The organism is Ancylothrix sp. D3o (assembly GCF_025370775.1).
Classification (GTDB): Bacteria; Cyanobacteriota; Cyanobacteriia; order Cyanobacteriales; family Oscillatoriaceae; genus Ancylothrix.
This window is the reverse complement of the sequence record NZ_JAMXEX010000016.1, coordinates 103,054-120,204: the sequence shown is the minus strand read 5'-3', so window position 1 is coordinate 120,204 and position 17,151 is coordinate 103,054. Positions and strand designations below refer to the sequence as shown.

Sequence of the window (17,151 nt, the reverse complement as noted above, 5' to 3'; positions counted from 1 at the left end):
TCTATTCTTTCTCTTCGCTGTGCTTATCTCAATGGTCAACTTTCCACTTGATACATTCGCAAAAGTGAGATGCACCCAACCGGCTTTCTTATTTCAAGTAAAAATTTAACCTTCAAAAAAGGTTAATCCAATGGGTCGAACTAAATTGTTATTCGGCGCAACAAAAATCGCTCCTGAATTAGCCGCAGCGGGAAGAGGCTGGCCGGTGATGCTATCAAAACGCAAAATTGCACCGATATTATTGCCGGCTTCTGTGTAATCAAACCCAATGGTATAAAGTTTCCCATTGGGAGAAAATGCTAAATTGCCGGTGAAATTATTACTCGGTGAAGTGCCGGTGTAATTAGTTGACACAGTATTTAATAAGGTGCCGGTTTCTAAATCATAACGGCGGATATCATTGGCAAAATCACTGACATAAATATCGCCATCTTTAGGCCCGATTTGCATTCCCAATAGACTAATAAATCCTGCGCCATTTGGGGAGACTGCCGGTGATGCAAATACGCTTGATTGACGGGTTTGCAAATTATACTTCAAAACCTGAGAAGGCAAACCGGCGCTAAAATCAGCTTCGCCATTTTTTGCCACACTTCCCTGAGTTGTTACATAAAGATTGCCATCGGGAGCAAATAATAAACCATTCGGGCCATTTAAACCACCGGCCTGTTGATTTCCGCTGGCAAAAACATCAATAAACTGGCCGTTTGTGCCGTTATAACGCAGTATTTGATCGGTTAAAAAGCTGCTGACATAAAGATTACCATCCGGGCCGAAATCTACCCCATAAGGACGATATAAACCGCCTGTTTCATCAACGGCTGTGTTAGGATTATCGCCAACAAAAACATCAATAAATTGCCCTGTCACCCCGTCATAACGCAAAATAGCCGAAGCCCCAAGCTGATTAGAATTGGCCGGTTTATCGCCACTACTAATATAAAGGTCTGAGACACCATCACCATTACCATCGGGGCCATAAAGCAGAGTATCTGGTGCAACTAAACCCCCACTATTTTTAGGAATAGGTGTTCCTAAAAATTCGCCGCTTTTTGAGTTATAAGCAACAACATTATCGCCTCGGCTATTGCCTACCAGAATCCTATCTAAAATTGGGAAAACTTTGGCAGGTGATCGGTTTTCTTTGATTCCATAATCGATAAAATGTTGGATGCCGGTGATTGGATCTTTTTTGACAGCCGCATCAACATCGCGGTTGTTCTGTAAATAAAGACTTGTGTTAAACCAAGAAACAGGATCGCGTTTTTCTAATTGTCCGTTGGCGATAAAATGGTCAAAGGCTGTAACTCTTCCTTGCTGCACAGCCGCTAGAACATCGCTATATTTTCCTAGATAAAAATTGGTGTTAAAAAACTCACTTGGATCGCGGGCTTCAAACCGGCCAAACTCCATAAAATGATCAAACCCACTACTAAAAACTCCCTCTTTGACAGCAAGAGCAACATCCGGGTTATTGTCAAGATAAAAACTTTCGTCAAAAAGTGTTGCGGCATCCAACATAGTAAAACTGTTTCCGTTCGTTTAAGCTAAAAACCTGTTCACTATAACAAATCTATTTTATGGGGCCGGATGTTGACATAAAATTTAATATTTTCGAGGTTATAAAAGCCGGTTTCTTAAACAAACCGGCTTATTAACAACAAAATTAAGCTGCCGCAAGCTGCGCTTCCTGCCCATGTTTCCGCAACAATTCCATTAACTCATCCCGATAATCATGGAAAGTCGAATGACGTTTCACACTGTGACTGCGATGGGGCAAATTAATCGGAATTTCCTTTCGTACAGTCCCCGGACGAGCACCCAAAGCATAAATACGATTTGACAGAAAAACCGCCTCTTCAACATCATGGGTAATCATAAAAATTGTCAGATTAGTACGCCGCCACAAATCAAGCATAAACTCGTGCATAGATTCCTTGGTGTGAACATCCAAAGCGCCAAAAGGTTCATCCATCAAAAGCACTTTTGGTTGCGAAGCCAAAGCGCGAGCAATTGCTACCCGTTGTTTCATTCCTCCTGATAATTCTTTAGGCAAAGATTGGGCAAAATTTGACAATCCCACCACATTTAAATAATAACTTGCTTGTTCGCGGCGTTGTTTTTTGGAAACGCCTTGTAATTTTAATCCAAACTCGGCATTTTCTTGTACATTCATCCAAGGATAAAGCGTGTAATGTTGAAATACCATCCCGCGATCTGGGCCGGGGCCGGTGACAGGTTTTCCATCGATTTTTACTTCTCCTGTTGTGGGGTTATCAAGACCGGCAATTTGCCGCAGCAAAGTCGATTTGCCCGAACCGGATGCGCCTACAGCACAGATAAATTCCCCTTCATAAATGGTCATATTAATATCTTTTAAAACGACTAATTTGCCGTTTTTTGTCTCGAAATGCTTGTGCAGGTTGTTGATTTGTAAAAACATGAGTTTAGCCTCCGTAAGTAAATAAGTAATTGATAAACAGAAACAAATGTTAGCGTTTTTGGCTTGCCCATTTACAGCTAACATTGAGGAAATATTGGAAAACCAAATCAAATGTTAATCCAATTATTCCAATCACAATCAAACCGACAAAAATTTCATCGGTTTTTAGAAACCGGCCCGCCACACTAATTCGCCGGCCTAAACCTTCCGAAGCCGCAATCAATTCCGAGACAATTACCAACTGCCAAGCAGCAGCTAAATTGATGCGGCAAGCATCAAGAATTCCGGGTAAAACGTGGGGTAAAATCACCTGAGTTAGCGTTTCCCAACGATTTCCTCCCAGCATATAAGTCGCCTCGATTAAATCTTTGGGAACAAACTTCACCGTATCCATTACCATCAGTGAATTAAAGAAAAATACCCCCATGAAAATTAACATAATTTTCGGTTCTTCGCCAATTCCCAAATAAAGAATTAACAGGGGAATAAAAGCCGGTGCCGGCATATATCGCATCAAGCCAAAAATCGGTTCCAGCAAAGCGCGAATACTGGGAAAACTCCCCATCAAAACGCCAACAGGAATCGAAAAAAGCGCCGCCCACAAAAACCCTACCCCCACCCGCCATAAACTTGCCACCGTATCTTTTAAAAGTTCGCGGGTACTCCAAAGCCGGCCAAAAGCTTCCCAAACTTTCCCCGGCGAAGGCAGAAATTTAGGGTCAACATTTCCCAGAGTTGTTACCAACCACCACAGCAAGAAAGGCACAGCAATAGATGCAATTGCCAATCCCGTACTTAAAGGTTTGGGAATGTCTTCTGCCAACCGCCAGAAAACCGTAGGGCGGATGGTTTTATCCTTCATAAAAGGTCGTAATGGTTGCGGATCAAAATCGTCATTCATAGTTTATTTTTTGGCGATTAAAGGGCAACTTAAGATTTATTGACTTTGGCGGCGTAGGCTTTTATAAATCGGTCATCAAAAACCTTACTTAAATCGGGTTTGGTTGTTGCCAATCCCACCTCCATTAAAAATTTTGACATTTCCTCACCGGCACCATAAAGAGAAGTGATATCCGTTCCTGGTTGAAACGCTTTCAGGTTTTCTTCAATGGTAAAAATTTTCGTTCCCTCGGCATATTCTTTATATTCTCCAACACTCACACCGGCCCGCCTTGCCATAATTTCAATTGTTTTTTCTGCATTATTTTTCATATACTCCAAAGTGGCAAACCAAGCATCAATTATTGCCTGTACTTTTTCCGGTTGTTCATTGACAAACTTGCGGGTAAATACCAAGTGGTCAGGAATAGCCCCCGGAAAATCTTTTGAGCTAAATAATTCCTTACTACCAGAACGTTTTAAAGCCTGAGTAGTAAACGGTGCAAACACCCCCACCGCATCAACTTGTCCCGAAACAAACGCCGCCGCAGCTTTGCCGGTTTCCAGGGGAACAAAATTAATATCTTTGGGGCTTAATCCCGCTTTTCTTAACCCTAAAAGCAATAAAAAATGATCGACGGTTCCTTCTTCAGCGGCAACTTTTTTACCTTTTAAATCTTCAATGGAATTAATGCCCTCAGCGACGATAATTTTATCATTGCCGGTGGAATTATCATTCACCAGTACAACTACTTGATCGGCCCCACCGGCCACCGAACTAATCGTATCATTCAAGGTTTGGGAATTAGCATCAATTTGTCCCGCCGTCAACGTATTAATTGAGTCTAAATAACCATCAAACCACTTTAAATCTACCTGAACATTATTCGCCTCAAAAATCTTTTGTTCCGCTGCAACTTGCCAAGGAAACCACCCCGGCCATGCACTAAAACCTAACCTAACCCCCGTTCCGCTGGCGGTTTCCGAAGAGTTAGTTGTTGTGATATAAACAGCAGGATTGGTACAGCTTACAGCTAAAGTTAAGCTAACCAAAAACAGCGCTATATAAGATAAAAGAGATCGCAGTTTCATCAAAACTTTCTACATGAAAATAATTCAGGAATTAACAAATATTTTGCAGCTAAATCGGCAGTTATTTGTCTTAGATTTTTCTGCCAAAGAAAGCTAAAAAATCCCAAAACACAAAGCCCAGAAGAAGCGCAACCCGCTGGGGGGTTACTAAACTTCTCCCGGGCTTTTATCCCGCCGTGTAGCCGACAAAATTGGGGTAAGTTGACGGCTTGCTTCTCTTGGACCAGACACTTTAATGTTGAAAAGTCGGAACCCTAGAAGCATTTTTTTTGTTTTAAAATGTTGAACCGGCCTAACAGACATCTTTAACGATGTTTTAACTGTTTTGCTCAATGGTTGACCTTATATTCTCTTAATCCATCACTAAGTAAAGTATCAATTAATACAAAACCAGGCATTTTGAATATTTTTTTTCTGTAATTTATTCAGCCTAACGGTCTCAAGAAAGGGTGGACATTGCCCACCCCTCGCGTTTTTTTTGGAAATTTGCCTTATCCCAAAGGCGAACCATCAGCAGATTCTAAGACAAAACCGCTATCTTTAATCATCTCCCAATCTTGATTAGCCGCTTGTCCTGGCGTCGTCAAATAATCGCCCACAAAAATTGAATTTGCGGCGTATAAACCTAGCGGTTGCAAACTTCTTAAATGCACTTCTCGACCACCGGCAATCCGAATTTCTTGAGAAGGCAACAAAAATCGAAACAGGCAAAGAATACGCAAACACTGACGCGGGTTCAACGCCTGCAAGCCGGCAAACGGTGTCCCCGGAATCGGGATGAGAAAATTCACCGGCACACTCGTCACGCCCAAATTTCGCAAGGAAAGCGCCAAATCAATTACATCATCGTTTGATTCGCCCATTCCCAAAATGCCACCCGAACAAGTCGTTATCCCGGCAGCCTTGACATGATTCACGGTTTCCAGCCGGTGATCAAAGGTATGAGTTGAACAAATACTTGCATGATTTGATTCAGAAGTATTCAAATTATGATTAACTCGATCCACCCCCGCCGCTGCCAGTCTTTTTGTTTGTTCTTCACTCAACAATCCCAAACAAGCACAAATCTTTAAATCATAATTTTGCTTGACAGTTTGAACGGCATCTAATACACGGCTAAAAGTTGATTCATTGGGCGACCGGCCCGAAATCACCATGCAAAAAGTGCCGGCTTTCAGTTGTTTTGCTCTTTCGGCAGCTTCTAAGATTTTTTCCTTTGCCAAAAGCGGATATTTTTCAATTTCAGCCGTTGATATTTTTGATTGCGAACAATAATGGCAATCTTCGGGACAAAGACCACTTTGTGCATTAAGTAAATAATGCAAACGTACACGGTTTCCCCAATAGTGCCGGCGGACTTTAAAAGCGGCGCTAAGTTGGTCTAATAATACTTCATCAGGTGCTTGCAAAACAGCCAAAGATTCTTGACGAGAAAGACATTCTCCTGCAAGAGAACGTTCAGCAAAATTATTCCAGTCTGGGGTAGTAGAAATAACGGAAGTTAAGACCATTTGTAAGACTCCTAAAGGCTATCAAGGACGCGGCGAATTACTTGATAAATTGATTCCAATTCGTCAGCAGTAATGCAGTAAGGCGGCATCATATATATAGTATTACCAAGGGGACGCAATAAAAAGCCTTCTTCTAAAAATCTGGCTTTAAGAATTGGGGCAATGGCGTTAAAATAGCCGCTTTCTGTTTCTGTTTTGACTTCCATTGCGGAAATTGTACCGCAAATGCGGGTGTTTTCAATGAGGGGATGATCTGCCAACCATTTGTTTAAAAAATAGCGGTGTTGGGTTTCGAGGTTTTGATAGGCGGGGTTTTGTTCTAGTAATTCTAAAGATTTGACTCCAACGCTACAAGCAAGCGGGTTGCCGGTGTAGGAATGACCGTGTAAAAAGGCTTGTTGGGGTTGATCGTTGTAAAAGGCTTGATAAATTTCTTCGCTGGAAATCGTTACAGAAAGCGGCAAACATCCGCCGGAGATTCCTTTGGAAAGGCATAATAAATCGGGGGTGGTTTGCGATTTTAAACAAGCGAATAATTGGCCGGTGCGTCCGAAGCCGGTCATCACTTCATCGTAAATTAAAAGAATGCCAAATTGACGGGCAAGTTGTTGTAATTTTTGCAAAAATTCAGGCCGGCACATTCGCATCCCACCGGCACCTTGCACCAGTGGTTCTATAAAAATACCGGCATATTGTTCGCCGCGTTTTTTCAAGTAAGCTTCGATTTTTTCTAAAGCTTTATTTTCTTTAATTTCCACTTTCTCATCGCCGTCAAAAGTTGCGGGAAACGGCACAACATCTGTAGCAAACATAAGGGAATAAAAGGGCTGCCACCAAGTTGAACTTCTGCCTACAGACATTGCCCCAAGAGTATCACCATGATAACCGCCTTCAAATCCTAAAAATTTTGTCCGGTTAGGTTCGCCACGATTGCGCCAATATTGATAAGCCATTTTGAGGGCGACTTCGACAGAAGTGGAACCGTTATCAGAAAAGAAAACTCGCGTCAAAGATTGAGGGAGATGGGAAAGTATTTTCCGGGCAAGTTTTTCTGCCGGTTCGTGGGTAAAGCCGGCAAAAATAACGTGCTCTAATTGTTGCGCTTGTTGGTAAAGCGTCTCAGCGAGATCCGGGTGTGAATGTCCGTGAATTGTCACCCACCAACTTGAAATACAATCAAGAATTTTTTGCCCATTTTCTAGTTCTAACCATACCCCTTTTCCCCGCACAACTTTTAACGGCGCTGGGGCAAGTTTCATTTGGGTAAATGGTTGCCAGATTGGTGATTCTGAAACGTTAATATCTTGATTCATCCTAATAGCCTTTCCCTGATTAATTCTATTGTTTTTTTTGCCCTATCTTGATGCTAAATAAGCTCGCCAACCCCCTAATTCAGAAATCTCATCGGCATTTTTAACGGCAAAAGATTCACACAAAAATCCTTTCACTTCCTCGCCATCTTCTAACACTAAAGTACCTATTCCTAAAGGTGAGGGAATCATCGCTACAAACCGGCCAAAACCTGCCGCCGGCAATTCCCAGACTTCCACTTCAATTGCATATCCTTCGCCATTTCCTTGACGAATTAAACCGGGTTTTGGAATATTTGTGCCGGTGAGGGCATAAAGCCGGTAAATAGGACTGGTTTTGCAACTTTTTACCAAAGTTCCACCCTCATCTGTTAGTTGATAATTGAGAGGCTGGCCGGTTAAATGGGCCCCAACCACAGCAATTTTGATTCTTTCTTCCATCCTCTGCTTCCTATCAAATTTTGTCTTAATTTTACCCCGATATTGCGCCTAAAGCAAAACATTTGTTGCGCCTAATTTTCCACCCAACTCAGCATGAAGTATTGCACCCAACCGGCACAAAAAAGCATCGTTCCATGCCGGTGCCATCAATGTTATTCCTGTGGGCAATTTATTATTTTGAAATCCACTCGGTAAAGCAATTGCTGCCAAATCAAGTAAATTGACAAAATTGGTATAAAGTCCCAAATTGCGATTGAGTAAAAAGGGTTCTTTTTGCACTTCTTCGACGCTATAAATTGTGCCGGTGGTGGGAAGGGCTAAAACATCCATTGATTGCCATTGAATTTCTGCCTGACGCTTCAATTCTGCTAAGTGATAAAAGCTTTTAAAAGTTGTCACAGCATCAAACCGGCTACCCCCAGAAATAATCTCATAAACGATAGGATCAACCGCGTCTTTATTCTGCATCAAAAACTCACCAACGGCTGCCAATCTTTCCGCTACCCAAGGGCCATCATACAATAAAGGGGCGGTTTCTGCAAAGGCTTTGAAATCAATTTCTACAATTTGATTACCTAATTTTTGTAAGCGATCAATTGCTTCTCGATAGCGTTTTTCGGCTTCCAAATTTCCGAAGAAATTTAAATAACTTTCCCCCGGAATTCCTACCCTTAAATTTTTGTTTTCCGGCAAATTTGTCACCGGCGCCAATCGAGAAAAAGCATCCTCTACATCAAAACCCGCCGCAACTTGCAAAATCGCCTCCGCATCTCGACAAGTGAGAGCAAAAATTGATACACAATCTAAACTGCGTACCGCCGGCACCACTCCCCGCGTACTGAGGAGTCCCTTCGTTGGCTTCAATCCGACAATATTTGTAAACGCCGCCGGCACACGACCCGATCCCGCCGTATCCGTGCCCAAGGCAAAACTCACCAGGCCGGCAGACACCGCCACCCCAGAACCGGAACTCGAACCGCCTGGTATATAACGGCTATCAAAGGGATTGCGGCAAGTTTTATATGGTGTGCGAGTGCCGACAAGGCCGGTGGCAAACTGATCCATATTCGTCTTGCCAATCGGAATCGCGCCGGCTGCACAAAGTTTCTCGACTACAGTAGCCGAACGTTCTGGGATATAGGCAAAGGCGGGACAGCCGGCGGTTGTTGGCACATTGGCTAAATCAATATTATCTTTTATGGCAAACGGCACACCATATAAAGGCAAGTTTTTAGCATTTTGTGCCATCAAATTTTCAGCACGTTCGAGAGATTCTGCCGGTGGAATTAAACAAGTCCAAACTGCCGGATCTGCATATTTTTCGATGCGTTCATAAACTAATTCTATAACGTTTGCCGGTGTTAATTTACCACTGTTATAAACAGCAGCCAAACTTCTCAAATCTAAGCTCAAAAATTCATTGGAATTCATAAATTTTTCCTCTTCTATCAAAACAAATTTATCAAAACAAACACAATCTAAATCCCCTGAATAAGTGGCGCAGGCGTTCCGCCTGCGATTGCCCCAAAAATGCCGGCCCCAAAAATACCGGCCCCTCAATTTAAGGTTAAATAAAACGAATCACACGACCCGAAGAAAAAGGCTTAATTGTATTATCCGCCAACCGCAACAAAAATCGACCTTCTGCATCCAAACCGGCAGCCTCTCCCCGAAATTCTTCCCCTCCCAAATCTAACACAACCTCTCGATTTAAAAGCAAATCTCGCCGACGTAATTCCGGCAGCAAAACAGCTAAACCGGCCTCGCCTTGACACAAAATTGATTTCGCCTGCAACAAATAATAACGCAAACGTTCCAACAATACCAAATCTGCCGGCACATCACCACAAACCTCATGTAAACTAATTGCAGAATCCAGCCCCAAAGCCGGTAAATCAACACAACAATTTAAGCCAATACCAACAATAGCACGACTGCGAGAAAAACTCGTAGTTGCCTCACACAAAATACCGGCCAACTTCCGCTCATTTAACCACACATCATTAGGCCATTTCAAACGCAATTTTCCCTGTAAATTTGGCAATAATTCCTCCACCGCATAAACCACCGCCAAACCGGCACTCAAACTTAAACCTGGTAACTGAGAAACCGGCAAATTATCCAAAATAAAACTCGCCGTTAAAACTCCTGCCGGTGACATCCAACTGCGGCCATGCTGTCCCCGTCCCGCCGTTTGATTGCGAGTAAAAACCACATCCCCATCCGCCAAATTTTGACCTTGTTCCATTGCCCAAGAATTCGTACTTTGGCAAGATTCGAGATAGTGTAACCAAGTTTGAGTTCCCGATAAAAAACATTCTTCAGCCAAGATTTGTTACTCCCAAAAAAACCTCTTAATTTTGCCGGTTAAAACCCTATAAATTCTAGCTTTTCCTTAAAACAAAAATTTTTTATAGCTTCTACCATATCACTAAACCTCATACCACATCTGCCTTAAAAAAGTACAGACGAACTGCTGCGAACGTCTCTACATCTGCGTCCATCTGCGTTTATCTGCGGTTAAAAAATTTCTTATTTCCACCGGCCCCACAAAATTCGCTAAAAAATGTATTTGTCTATACAGATTTACCACAATCCCCTGTTATAATCAACAATAGTGACCCAGATTTCAGGGAACCAACCCCAAGTTACCCAAAAATTGCATAGAGAACAGGAATGAGCTTCTAGGGTTCCGGTTTAGCAGATGAGACTGTTAGATGACTGGTCCGAGAGAAGGCGCCGATTTCAACCCCAAAAAATCGGTACACGGCGGGAGAAAAGCCCGGGAGAGCCACACAGTAGAAACTGCTGATGGTAAACTCCTGGGCTTTTGCAGTTGCAAAGAAATCGGAATCCTTGAATACTCGCAAAACCGATAATTTTTAGGAGGAGTATATGGTTCAATCGCTTTCAAATCAAACAACTGCCGGCCTCGATTCCAACCTTATTTTAATAGAAGAAAACATCCGAGGCGGAGACTATTGGACCGGCATAATTAAACGCGGAAACACCCTCAGAATCACAGATTTAAAAGGTTCCCAAGGCGTATCAATGTTGTGTTATAACGCCGACAATCCCCTTGAACGCCTCAACGTCGCCGACACAGCAAAAATCCAATTTAACGCCTTTCTAAAAAAAGGAATGGTGTTATATACAGACATGGGGAGAATCCTCTTTTCAATCACCGAAGATACCAGCGGCTACCATGACTTATTATCTGGTTGTAGCAATGCCAATTCTGTAGCCGCAAAATATGGCGAAGGCGACTATAAAAACTCCCGCACAAACTTTTTAAAAGGCTTGGCACGTTGGGGTTTAACCAAACGAGACATCATGCCAAACTTCAACTTATTTAGCCGCATTGCCGTAGAACCAAATGGCAAAATGGTCTACGTTGAAGGCTGCGAAAAACCCGGCAGCTTTATCGATTTACGCGCCGAAATGAACGTCTTAGTCGTTGTTTCTAATTGCCCCCACGTTTTGCATCCAAATTCAGTTTACGACCCCCAACCAATTCAACTACAAATCTGGAAATCTCCCGCCCCCGCAGCCGATGATTTATGCCGCAATGCCAACCCCGAAGTTGTGCGCGGTTTCATTAACACAGATGCCTTATTTGTTCAGTAAACCTCGACAAAAAAGCCGGTCAATGGCAGGCAAGATGCCTGCCCCACTCAAAACTAGGAGAAAATCAAAAATGGTAGCCACATTTCCAACTCAACTCGACCCCCAAAACGCGATTTACAACGAAGTTTTAGCGGCCACAAAACCCTGGGCCCACGTTGTCAAAAAAGGTCAAATTCTCCGTATCGTTGACCTCGGAGGAAATCAAGCCGTAGACGTTCTTTTTTACAACGCAGACGACACCTCAGAACGTTACAGCGCCCCCGATACAATGGTGCGTCAAGGCAACATTTTCATCACCACCGGCACCCAACTTATCTCTAACGAAGGTCAAGTGATGATGACAGTTTTAAATGATTCTGTCGGACGTCACGACACCTGCGGCGGCGCCTGTAGTCGAGAAAGTAATTCTGTACGCTACGGACTGCATAAAAAACACCTCCACGCCTGCGTAGAAAACTATCTCGAAGCTATCGCAACCTATGAAATGACAAAGCGCGATTTAGTTAGCAACGTTAACTTTTTTATGAATGTGCCGGTGAGTGCAGACGGACGTTTAGAAATTGTTGATGGCATCTCCGATCCTGGCAGCACAATTGATTTACGAGCAGAAATGAATACCCTAGTTGTTATCTCCAACTGCCCGCAAGTTAACAACCCTTGTAATGCTTACAATCCCACACCAATACAGTTAATTATTTGGGATGCGTAGGTTGTTGCTATGCCCACCATTGATTGCCGGTGGGCATAAATTCGCATAATAAATTAATAAAAAAATAACTCATGTTCAACAAAGTTTTAATTGCCAATCGCGGCGAAATTGCCTGTCGAATTATTCGCACTCTCGACCGTTTAGGAATAGCTTCAGTTGCCATTTATTCGGATGCAGATGTTCATGCAAAGCACGTTGCTGCTGCAACCGAAGCTGTTAGAATTGGTGCAGCTGCGGTGGCAGAAAGCTATCTACAATATCAAAAAATATTAGAAGTTGCAAAACAAACTGGGGCCGGTGCAATTCACCCTGGCTATGGATTTTTAAGCGAAAACGTAGAATTTGCAGAAGCTTGTGCCAAAGAAAACATCGCATTTATTGGCCCTACTCCCGAACAAATCAGACAATTTGGATTAAAGCACACCGCCCGTGCCTTAGCAGCACAAAATCACGTCCCGTTATTACCAGGTACCCAACTTTTAGAAACCCTCGAAGAAGCCCAAAAAGAAGCCAATAAAATTGGTTATCCCGTCATGCTAAAAAGCACCGCCGGCGGGGGTGGAATTGGAATGCAAGTATGTTTAAAGGAACAACAACTAACAGATTCCTTTGCCAAAGTACAACGCCTCAGTCAAACAAACTTTAAAGAAAGTGGCTTATTTTTAGAAAAATATATTCAAACGGCCAGACATATAGAAGTGCAAATTTTTGGCGATGGAAAAGGCAATGTTATCGCTTTGGGAGAAAGAGATTGCTCAACTCAACGCCGCAATCAAAAAGTTATTGAAGAAACACCGGCCCCCGAAATCAGCCAAACTCTTAAACAAGAATTATATGATGCTGCTGTGCGTCTTGGCAAAGCCGTAAATTATCAATCCGCCGGCACCGTAGAATTTATTTTTGACGTCGAAAATCAACAGTTTTATTTCCTCGAAGTCAACACCCGTTTACAAGTAGAACACGGCGTTACAGAATGTGTCACCGGCCTTGATTTAGTGGAATGGATGCTCAAACAAGCAGCCGGAGAATTATCCTTAGAAAACTATCAAAATCAATCACAAGGGCATTCAATTCAAGTCCGAATTTATGCCGAAGATGCTCACAAAAACTTTCAACCCAGTAGCGGCTTATTAAGTGCAGTAAAATACCCCGAAAATATCCGCTGTGACAGTTGGATAGAAGCCGGCACCGAAGTCACCCCCTACTACGATCCATTGTTGGCAAAAATCATTGTTTATGCCGAAAATAGACAAGCAGCCCTGGAAAAACTCAAAACCGCATTAGACGAAACCCAAATAGCAGGAATCGAAACAAATTTAGATTATTTGCGGCAAGTTTTAGATGATTCTAACTTTATCGAAGCCAAACTTAGCACGAAGTTATTAAATAACTTTGAGTATAAACCCCAAACCATTGATGTCTTAGAAGGCGGAACTTTTACCGCAATTCAAGATTACCCCGGACGTATTGGATATTGGGATATTGGCGTACCTCCCTCCGGGCCAATAGATCATTTAGCATTCCGATTAGCTAACAGTATTCTAGGCAATTCTGAAGACGCTGCCGGCTTAGAATGTACCGTAATGGGGCCGGTTTTACGCTTCAATACCAGCACAGAAATTTGTTTAACAGGGGCACCCATGAAAGCCACCTTAAACGGGCAACCCGTACCCTTTTGGACAGTAGTTTCAGTGCCGGCCAATAGCACCCTAAAACTCAAAAGCATTCAAGGACATGGCTACCGAACTTATTTAGCAGTAAAAAACGGCTTTGACGTACCCGAATATCTCGGCAGCAAAGCCACATTTACCCTTGGAAAATTTGGCGGACACGCAGGCAGAACCCTCAGAACCGGCGACGTTTTACACCTCAACAAATCCCAAAATCAAACAACAAATTCCCCCGTTTCCTTACCCCCAGAATTAATACCCCAATATACAAACGAATGGGAAATAGGAGTTATTTACGGCCCGCATGGTGCGCCTGATTTCTTCACAGAAGAAGACATCCAAATATTTTTTTCAACCCGCTGGACAGTGCATCACAACTCAGCACGAACCGGCATACGTTTAATCGGGCCCAAACCAAAATGGGCACGTTCAGATGGTGGCGAAGCCGGCTTACATCCCTCCAACATTCACGACAACGCCTATGCTATTGGCACCATTGATTTCACCGGCGATATGCCAATTATTTTAGGCCCAGACGGGCCGAGTTTAGGCGGTTTTGTCTGTCCTGCTACTATTATTCAAGCCGAATTATGGAAAATTGGACAACTCAAACCAGGCGACACCGTTAAATTTTATCGCCTCAACTTTGAGCAAGCATTAGAACAAGAATTAGCCCAAGATGAACGAATCAAAACCCTAAAATGTCCCTCAAATCAAAAGCCGGTTTCCACTTCCCTTGCCCCAAATCATAGCCCCATTCTTCATCAAATCCCCCAATCAGAAAACCAAATCGCCGTCACCTACCGGCCCGCAGGAGATAAATATCTCTTAGTAGAATATGGCCCCCTGATTCTTGATTTAAATTTGCGTTTCCGAGTGCATGGATTAATGGAATGGTTAAAAAACAACCACGTCTCCGGAATCATTGATTTAACGCCCGGAATTCGGTCACTACAAATACATTATGACAGCCGAAGATTGCATCTTAAAGACCTACTTGATAGCTTAATTAACGCCGAAAAACAACTAGCCGCCATTGAAGACATGGAAGTGCCGACGCGCATTGTCCATTTACCCCTAGCCTGGGACGATCAATCAACACGATTAGCTATTGAAAAATATATGCAATCTGTGCGGAATGATGCCCCTTGGTGTCCCAGCAATATTGAATTTATTCGCCGCATAAATGGACTAGATAGCATTGAACAAGTCAAAGAAATTGTCTTTAATGCTAGTTATTTAGTCCTGGGATTAGGTGATGTTTATTTAGGGGCACCGGTGGCAACACCCATCGATCCGCGTCAACGTTTAGTTACCACAAAATACAACCCTGCGCGCACTTGGACACCCGAAAATGCTGTCGGAATTGGTGGCGCTTATATGTGCATTTATGGCATGGAAGGGCCCGGTGGTTATCAATTTGTGGGCCGCACTTTGCAAGTTTGGAATTGCCATAAAGAAACCGCAGATTTTGAAGCAGGAAAGCCCTGGTTATTGCGATTTTTTGACCAAATTCGCTTTTATCCAGTTTCCTCCGAAGAATTATTACGCTATCGAGAAGATTTCCTCCAAGGCAAACACAAACTCAAAATAGAAGAACAAACCTTTAGCCTCAGAAAATATAACGAGTTTCTAAATTCAATTTCCTCAGAAATTGCCACTTTCAAAGCCAAACAACAAGCCGCATTTAACAGCGAAAGAGAACGCTGGGAAAAAGCCGGTGAATTTACCCGCCAAGTAGAAGAACCAGAAGCAGAAACCACAGAAGCAGAAATTAACTTGCCGGCTGATTGTGAAGCAGTAGTGGCGCATCTTTCCGCCAATGTTTGGCAAGTTTTAGTTAAACCAGGAGACATTATTTCTGAAGGAGATCGTTTAGTAATTTTGGAAGCAATGAAAATGGAAATAGCCGTCACTGCGGATAGCGCCGGCACCGTAATAGAAGTATATTGTACCCAAGGGCAAACCCTAACCGCCGGCCAAATATTATTAGCCGTAAAACCTTCCTAACTTTGGCGTTTTAAACGCACCATAAAAAACCCATCCATTTGATAAAGATGGGGCCAAACTTTAACCCAACCTTCCTCACTCATAAAACCCCTAACCGGCGAATTGAGTGAGGGTTTTTCTATTTCCCAATTGGGATTTTTCCCTAAAAAATCCTCAATCACATCCTCATTTTCCGCAGGATGAACCGTACAAGTAGCATACACAATCACACCCCCAACTTTCACCCATTCCGCCGCCTCCGCCAGCAATTCTTTTTGAAGATTTGCCAATTCCATAATATTTTCTGGAGATTGTCGCCAGCGAGCTTCTGCACGTCGGTGTAAAGTCCCCAAACCCGAACAAGGTGCATCAAGTAATACCCTATTTGCTGCATTTTTAAACTGCGGAAAATTGCGACTATCGCCGGTTAAAACTTCTATCGATTTTAACTCAAGCCGGTCTGCATTTTCTTGCACCTTTTTAAGTCGAGAACTTACCTTATCACAAGCCCAAATTTTGCCCGTATCCGCCATCAATTCCGCAATATGAGTCGTCTTACCCCCCGGCGCCGCACAAGCATCAATAATCACCTGATTCGGTTGCGGATCTAGCAAATAACCCACCAATTGCGCGCTACTATCTTGCACACTCCACCACCCCTCTTTATACCCCGGTAAATTTTCAATAGCACCGGCACCCCCAGTTAACCTCAAAGCCTCCGGTAAATGCCGCACTCGACTAACAGCTACCCCCGCACCCATCAACGCATTTTCTACTTCTTCAATCGACGTTTTCAAAACATTAACTCGCAGATCAATTGTCGGAGATTGATTAAACCATTTACATAACTTTTCCGTTTCTTCCACTCCCAGCCGGTTAATCCAATTTTCAACAATCCAATCAGGATAACTATATAAAATCCCCAAACGCTTCACAGTATCAGCCGGCAATTCTAGCGCATCCTTTTCTTTACCCAGCCGGATATATTGCCGCAAAAAGCCATTAACAAAACCCGCCAAACCCGCTAAAGAATTTTGTTTAGTTAACTCCACCGTTGTATCAACAGCCGCCGACTCAGGAATATGATTAAGAAAGCGAATTTGATATAAACCAAGATGTAAAATAATCCGAATATCAACCGGCTGCTGTTCAGCCTTCTTTTTCGCCAATTGATCAATAATTGCATCAAGAGTTCGCTGCCTTCTCACACAGCCATAAATTAACTCAGTTGCTAACCGTTTATCTTGAATACTTAAAGATGATTTTTGCAGCCATTTATCAAGTGCAGCCTCAGCAAAAGCATTCTGCCGGTAAACATCTCTCAGAGCAAAAAAAGCAACTTGACGAGGATTATTAGTCACGTTAAAAACCAACCTAAACGATATTTTTTTTAACAATAGGAACCTCTACCCGAAAATATAACCTTTTATTCCCTTCCCTATAAGGGAAGAATTGGGCAGAGGTGCTTGTGGATTTAAAA

The 17,151-nt window shown here is 42.9% G+C and carries 13 protein-coding genes and 2 riboswitches; of the genes, 3 read left to right on the top strand and 10 right to left on the bottom strand.

The window, feature by feature from the left end; genetic code table 11:
* Nucleotides 1-105: 105 nt before the first annotated feature.
* The 9 genes from NG798_RS21660 to NG798_RS21620 all read right to left on the bottom strand — a co-directional run bounded on the left by NG798_RS21660 (nucleotide 106) and on the right by NG798_RS21620 (nucleotide 10,005).
* Nucleotides 106-1,521, bottom strand: coding sequence for a hypothetical protein (locus tag NG798_RS21660; RefSeq protein ID WP_261225786.1), 1,416 nt, complete (start codon nucleotides 1,519-1,521; stop codon nucleotides 106-108).
* A 145-nt stretch (nucleotides 1,522-1,666) separates the two neighbouring features.
* Nucleotides 1,667-2,443 carry an ABC transporter ATP-binding protein gene (locus NG798_RS21655; protein ID WP_261225785.1) on the bottom strand — a complete coding sequence of 259 codons (777 nt, stop codon included), beginning with the start codon at nucleotides 2,441-2,443 and terminating at the stop codon, nucleotides 1,667-1,669.
* Between the two features lie 49 nt (nucleotides 2,444-2,492).
* Nucleotides 2,493-3,344: an ABC transporter permease gene (locus tag NG798_RS21650; RefSeq protein WP_261225784.1), complete on the bottom strand. Its 852-nt coding sequence runs from the start codon at nucleotides 3,342-3,344 to the stop codon at nucleotides 2,493-2,495.
* A 29-nt stretch (nucleotides 3,345-3,373) separates the two neighbouring features.
* A complete protein-coding gene (locus tag NG798_RS21645) occupies nucleotides 3,374-4,414 on the bottom strand; it encodes an ABC transporter substrate-binding protein (RefSeq protein WP_261225783.1) in 1,041 nt (346 codons plus the stop codon).
* A 153-nt stretch (nucleotides 4,415-4,567) separates the two neighbouring features.
* A riboswitch (guanidine-I (ykkC/yxkD leader) is annotated at nucleotides 4,568-4,683 on the bottom strand.
* A gap of 222 nt (nucleotides 4,684-4,905) precedes the next feature.
* On the bottom strand, nucleotides 4,906-5,925 hold the full coding sequence (gene bioB / locus NG798_RS21640; protein WP_261225782.1) for a biotin synthase BioB: 1,020 nt from the start codon (nucleotides 5,923-5,925) through the stop codon (nucleotides 4,906-4,908).
* Between the two features lie 11 nt (nucleotides 5,926-5,936).
* Nucleotides 5,937-7,238, bottom strand: a complete 1,302-nt coding sequence (gene bioA / locus NG798_RS21635) for an adenosylmethionine--8-amino-7-oxononanoate transaminase (RefSeq protein WP_261225781.1) — start codon at nucleotides 7,236-7,238, stop codon at nucleotides 5,937-5,939.
* Nucleotides 7,239-7,280: 42 nt separating this feature from the next.
* On the bottom strand, nucleotides 7,281-7,676 hold the full coding sequence (locus NG798_RS21630) for a hypothetical protein (protein WP_261225780.1): 396 nt from the start codon (nucleotides 7,674-7,676) through the stop codon (nucleotides 7,281-7,283).
* Nucleotides 7,677-7,724: 48 nt separating this feature from the next.
* Nucleotides 7,725-9,107: an allophanate hydrolase gene (gene atzF, locus NG798_RS21625; RefSeq protein WP_261225779.1), complete on the bottom strand. Its 1,383-nt coding sequence runs from the start codon at nucleotides 9,105-9,107 to the stop codon at nucleotides 7,725-7,727.
* A 136-nt stretch (nucleotides 9,108-9,243) separates the two neighbouring features.
* A complete protein-coding gene (locus NG798_RS21620; RefSeq protein ID WP_261225778.1) occupies nucleotides 9,244-10,005 on the bottom strand; it encodes a biotin--[acetyl-CoA-carboxylase] ligase in 762 nt (253 codons plus the stop codon).
* 344 nt (nucleotides 10,006-10,349) lie between these two features.
* Nucleotides 10,350-10,467: riboswitch (guanidine-I (ykkC/yxkD leader) on the top strand.
* A gap of 104 nt (nucleotides 10,468-10,571) precedes the next feature.
* On the opposite strand from NG798_RS21620, the gene NG798_RS21615 reads away from it, so the two are divergent.
* The 3 genes from NG798_RS21615 to uca all read left to right on the top strand — a co-directional run bounded on the left by NG798_RS21615 (nucleotide 10,572) and on the right by uca (nucleotide 15,692).
* The gene (locus NG798_RS21615; protein ID WP_261225777.1) at nucleotides 10,572-11,303 is read left to right on the top strand and encodes an urea amidolyase associated protein UAAP1; all 732 of its coding nucleotides are present in this window, start codon (nucleotides 10,572-10,574) and stop codon (nucleotides 11,301-11,303) included.
* Between the two features lie 70 nt (nucleotides 11,304-11,373).
* Nucleotides 11,374-12,012, top strand: a complete 639-nt coding sequence (locus NG798_RS21610) for an urea amidolyase associated protein UAAP2 (protein ID WP_261225776.1) — start codon at nucleotides 11,374-11,376, stop codon at nucleotides 12,010-12,012.
* Nucleotides 12,013-12,083: 71 nt separating this feature from the next.
* Nucleotides 12,084-15,692, top strand: a complete 3,609-nt coding sequence (gene uca, locus NG798_RS21605; RefSeq protein WP_261225775.1) for an urea carboxylase — start codon at nucleotides 12,084-12,086, stop codon at nucleotides 15,690-15,692.
* On the opposite strand, the gene NG798_RS21600 is transcribed toward uca, so the two are convergent.
* A complete protein-coding gene (locus tag NG798_RS21600; protein WP_261225774.1) occupies nucleotides 15,689-17,032 on the bottom strand; it encodes a 16S rRNA (cytosine(967)-C(5))-methyltransferase in 1,344 nt (447 codons plus the stop codon). The two genes, uca and NG798_RS21600, sit on opposite strands and share 4 nt — an antisense overlap.
* Between the last annotated feature and the right edge of the window lie 119 nt (nucleotides 17,033-17,151).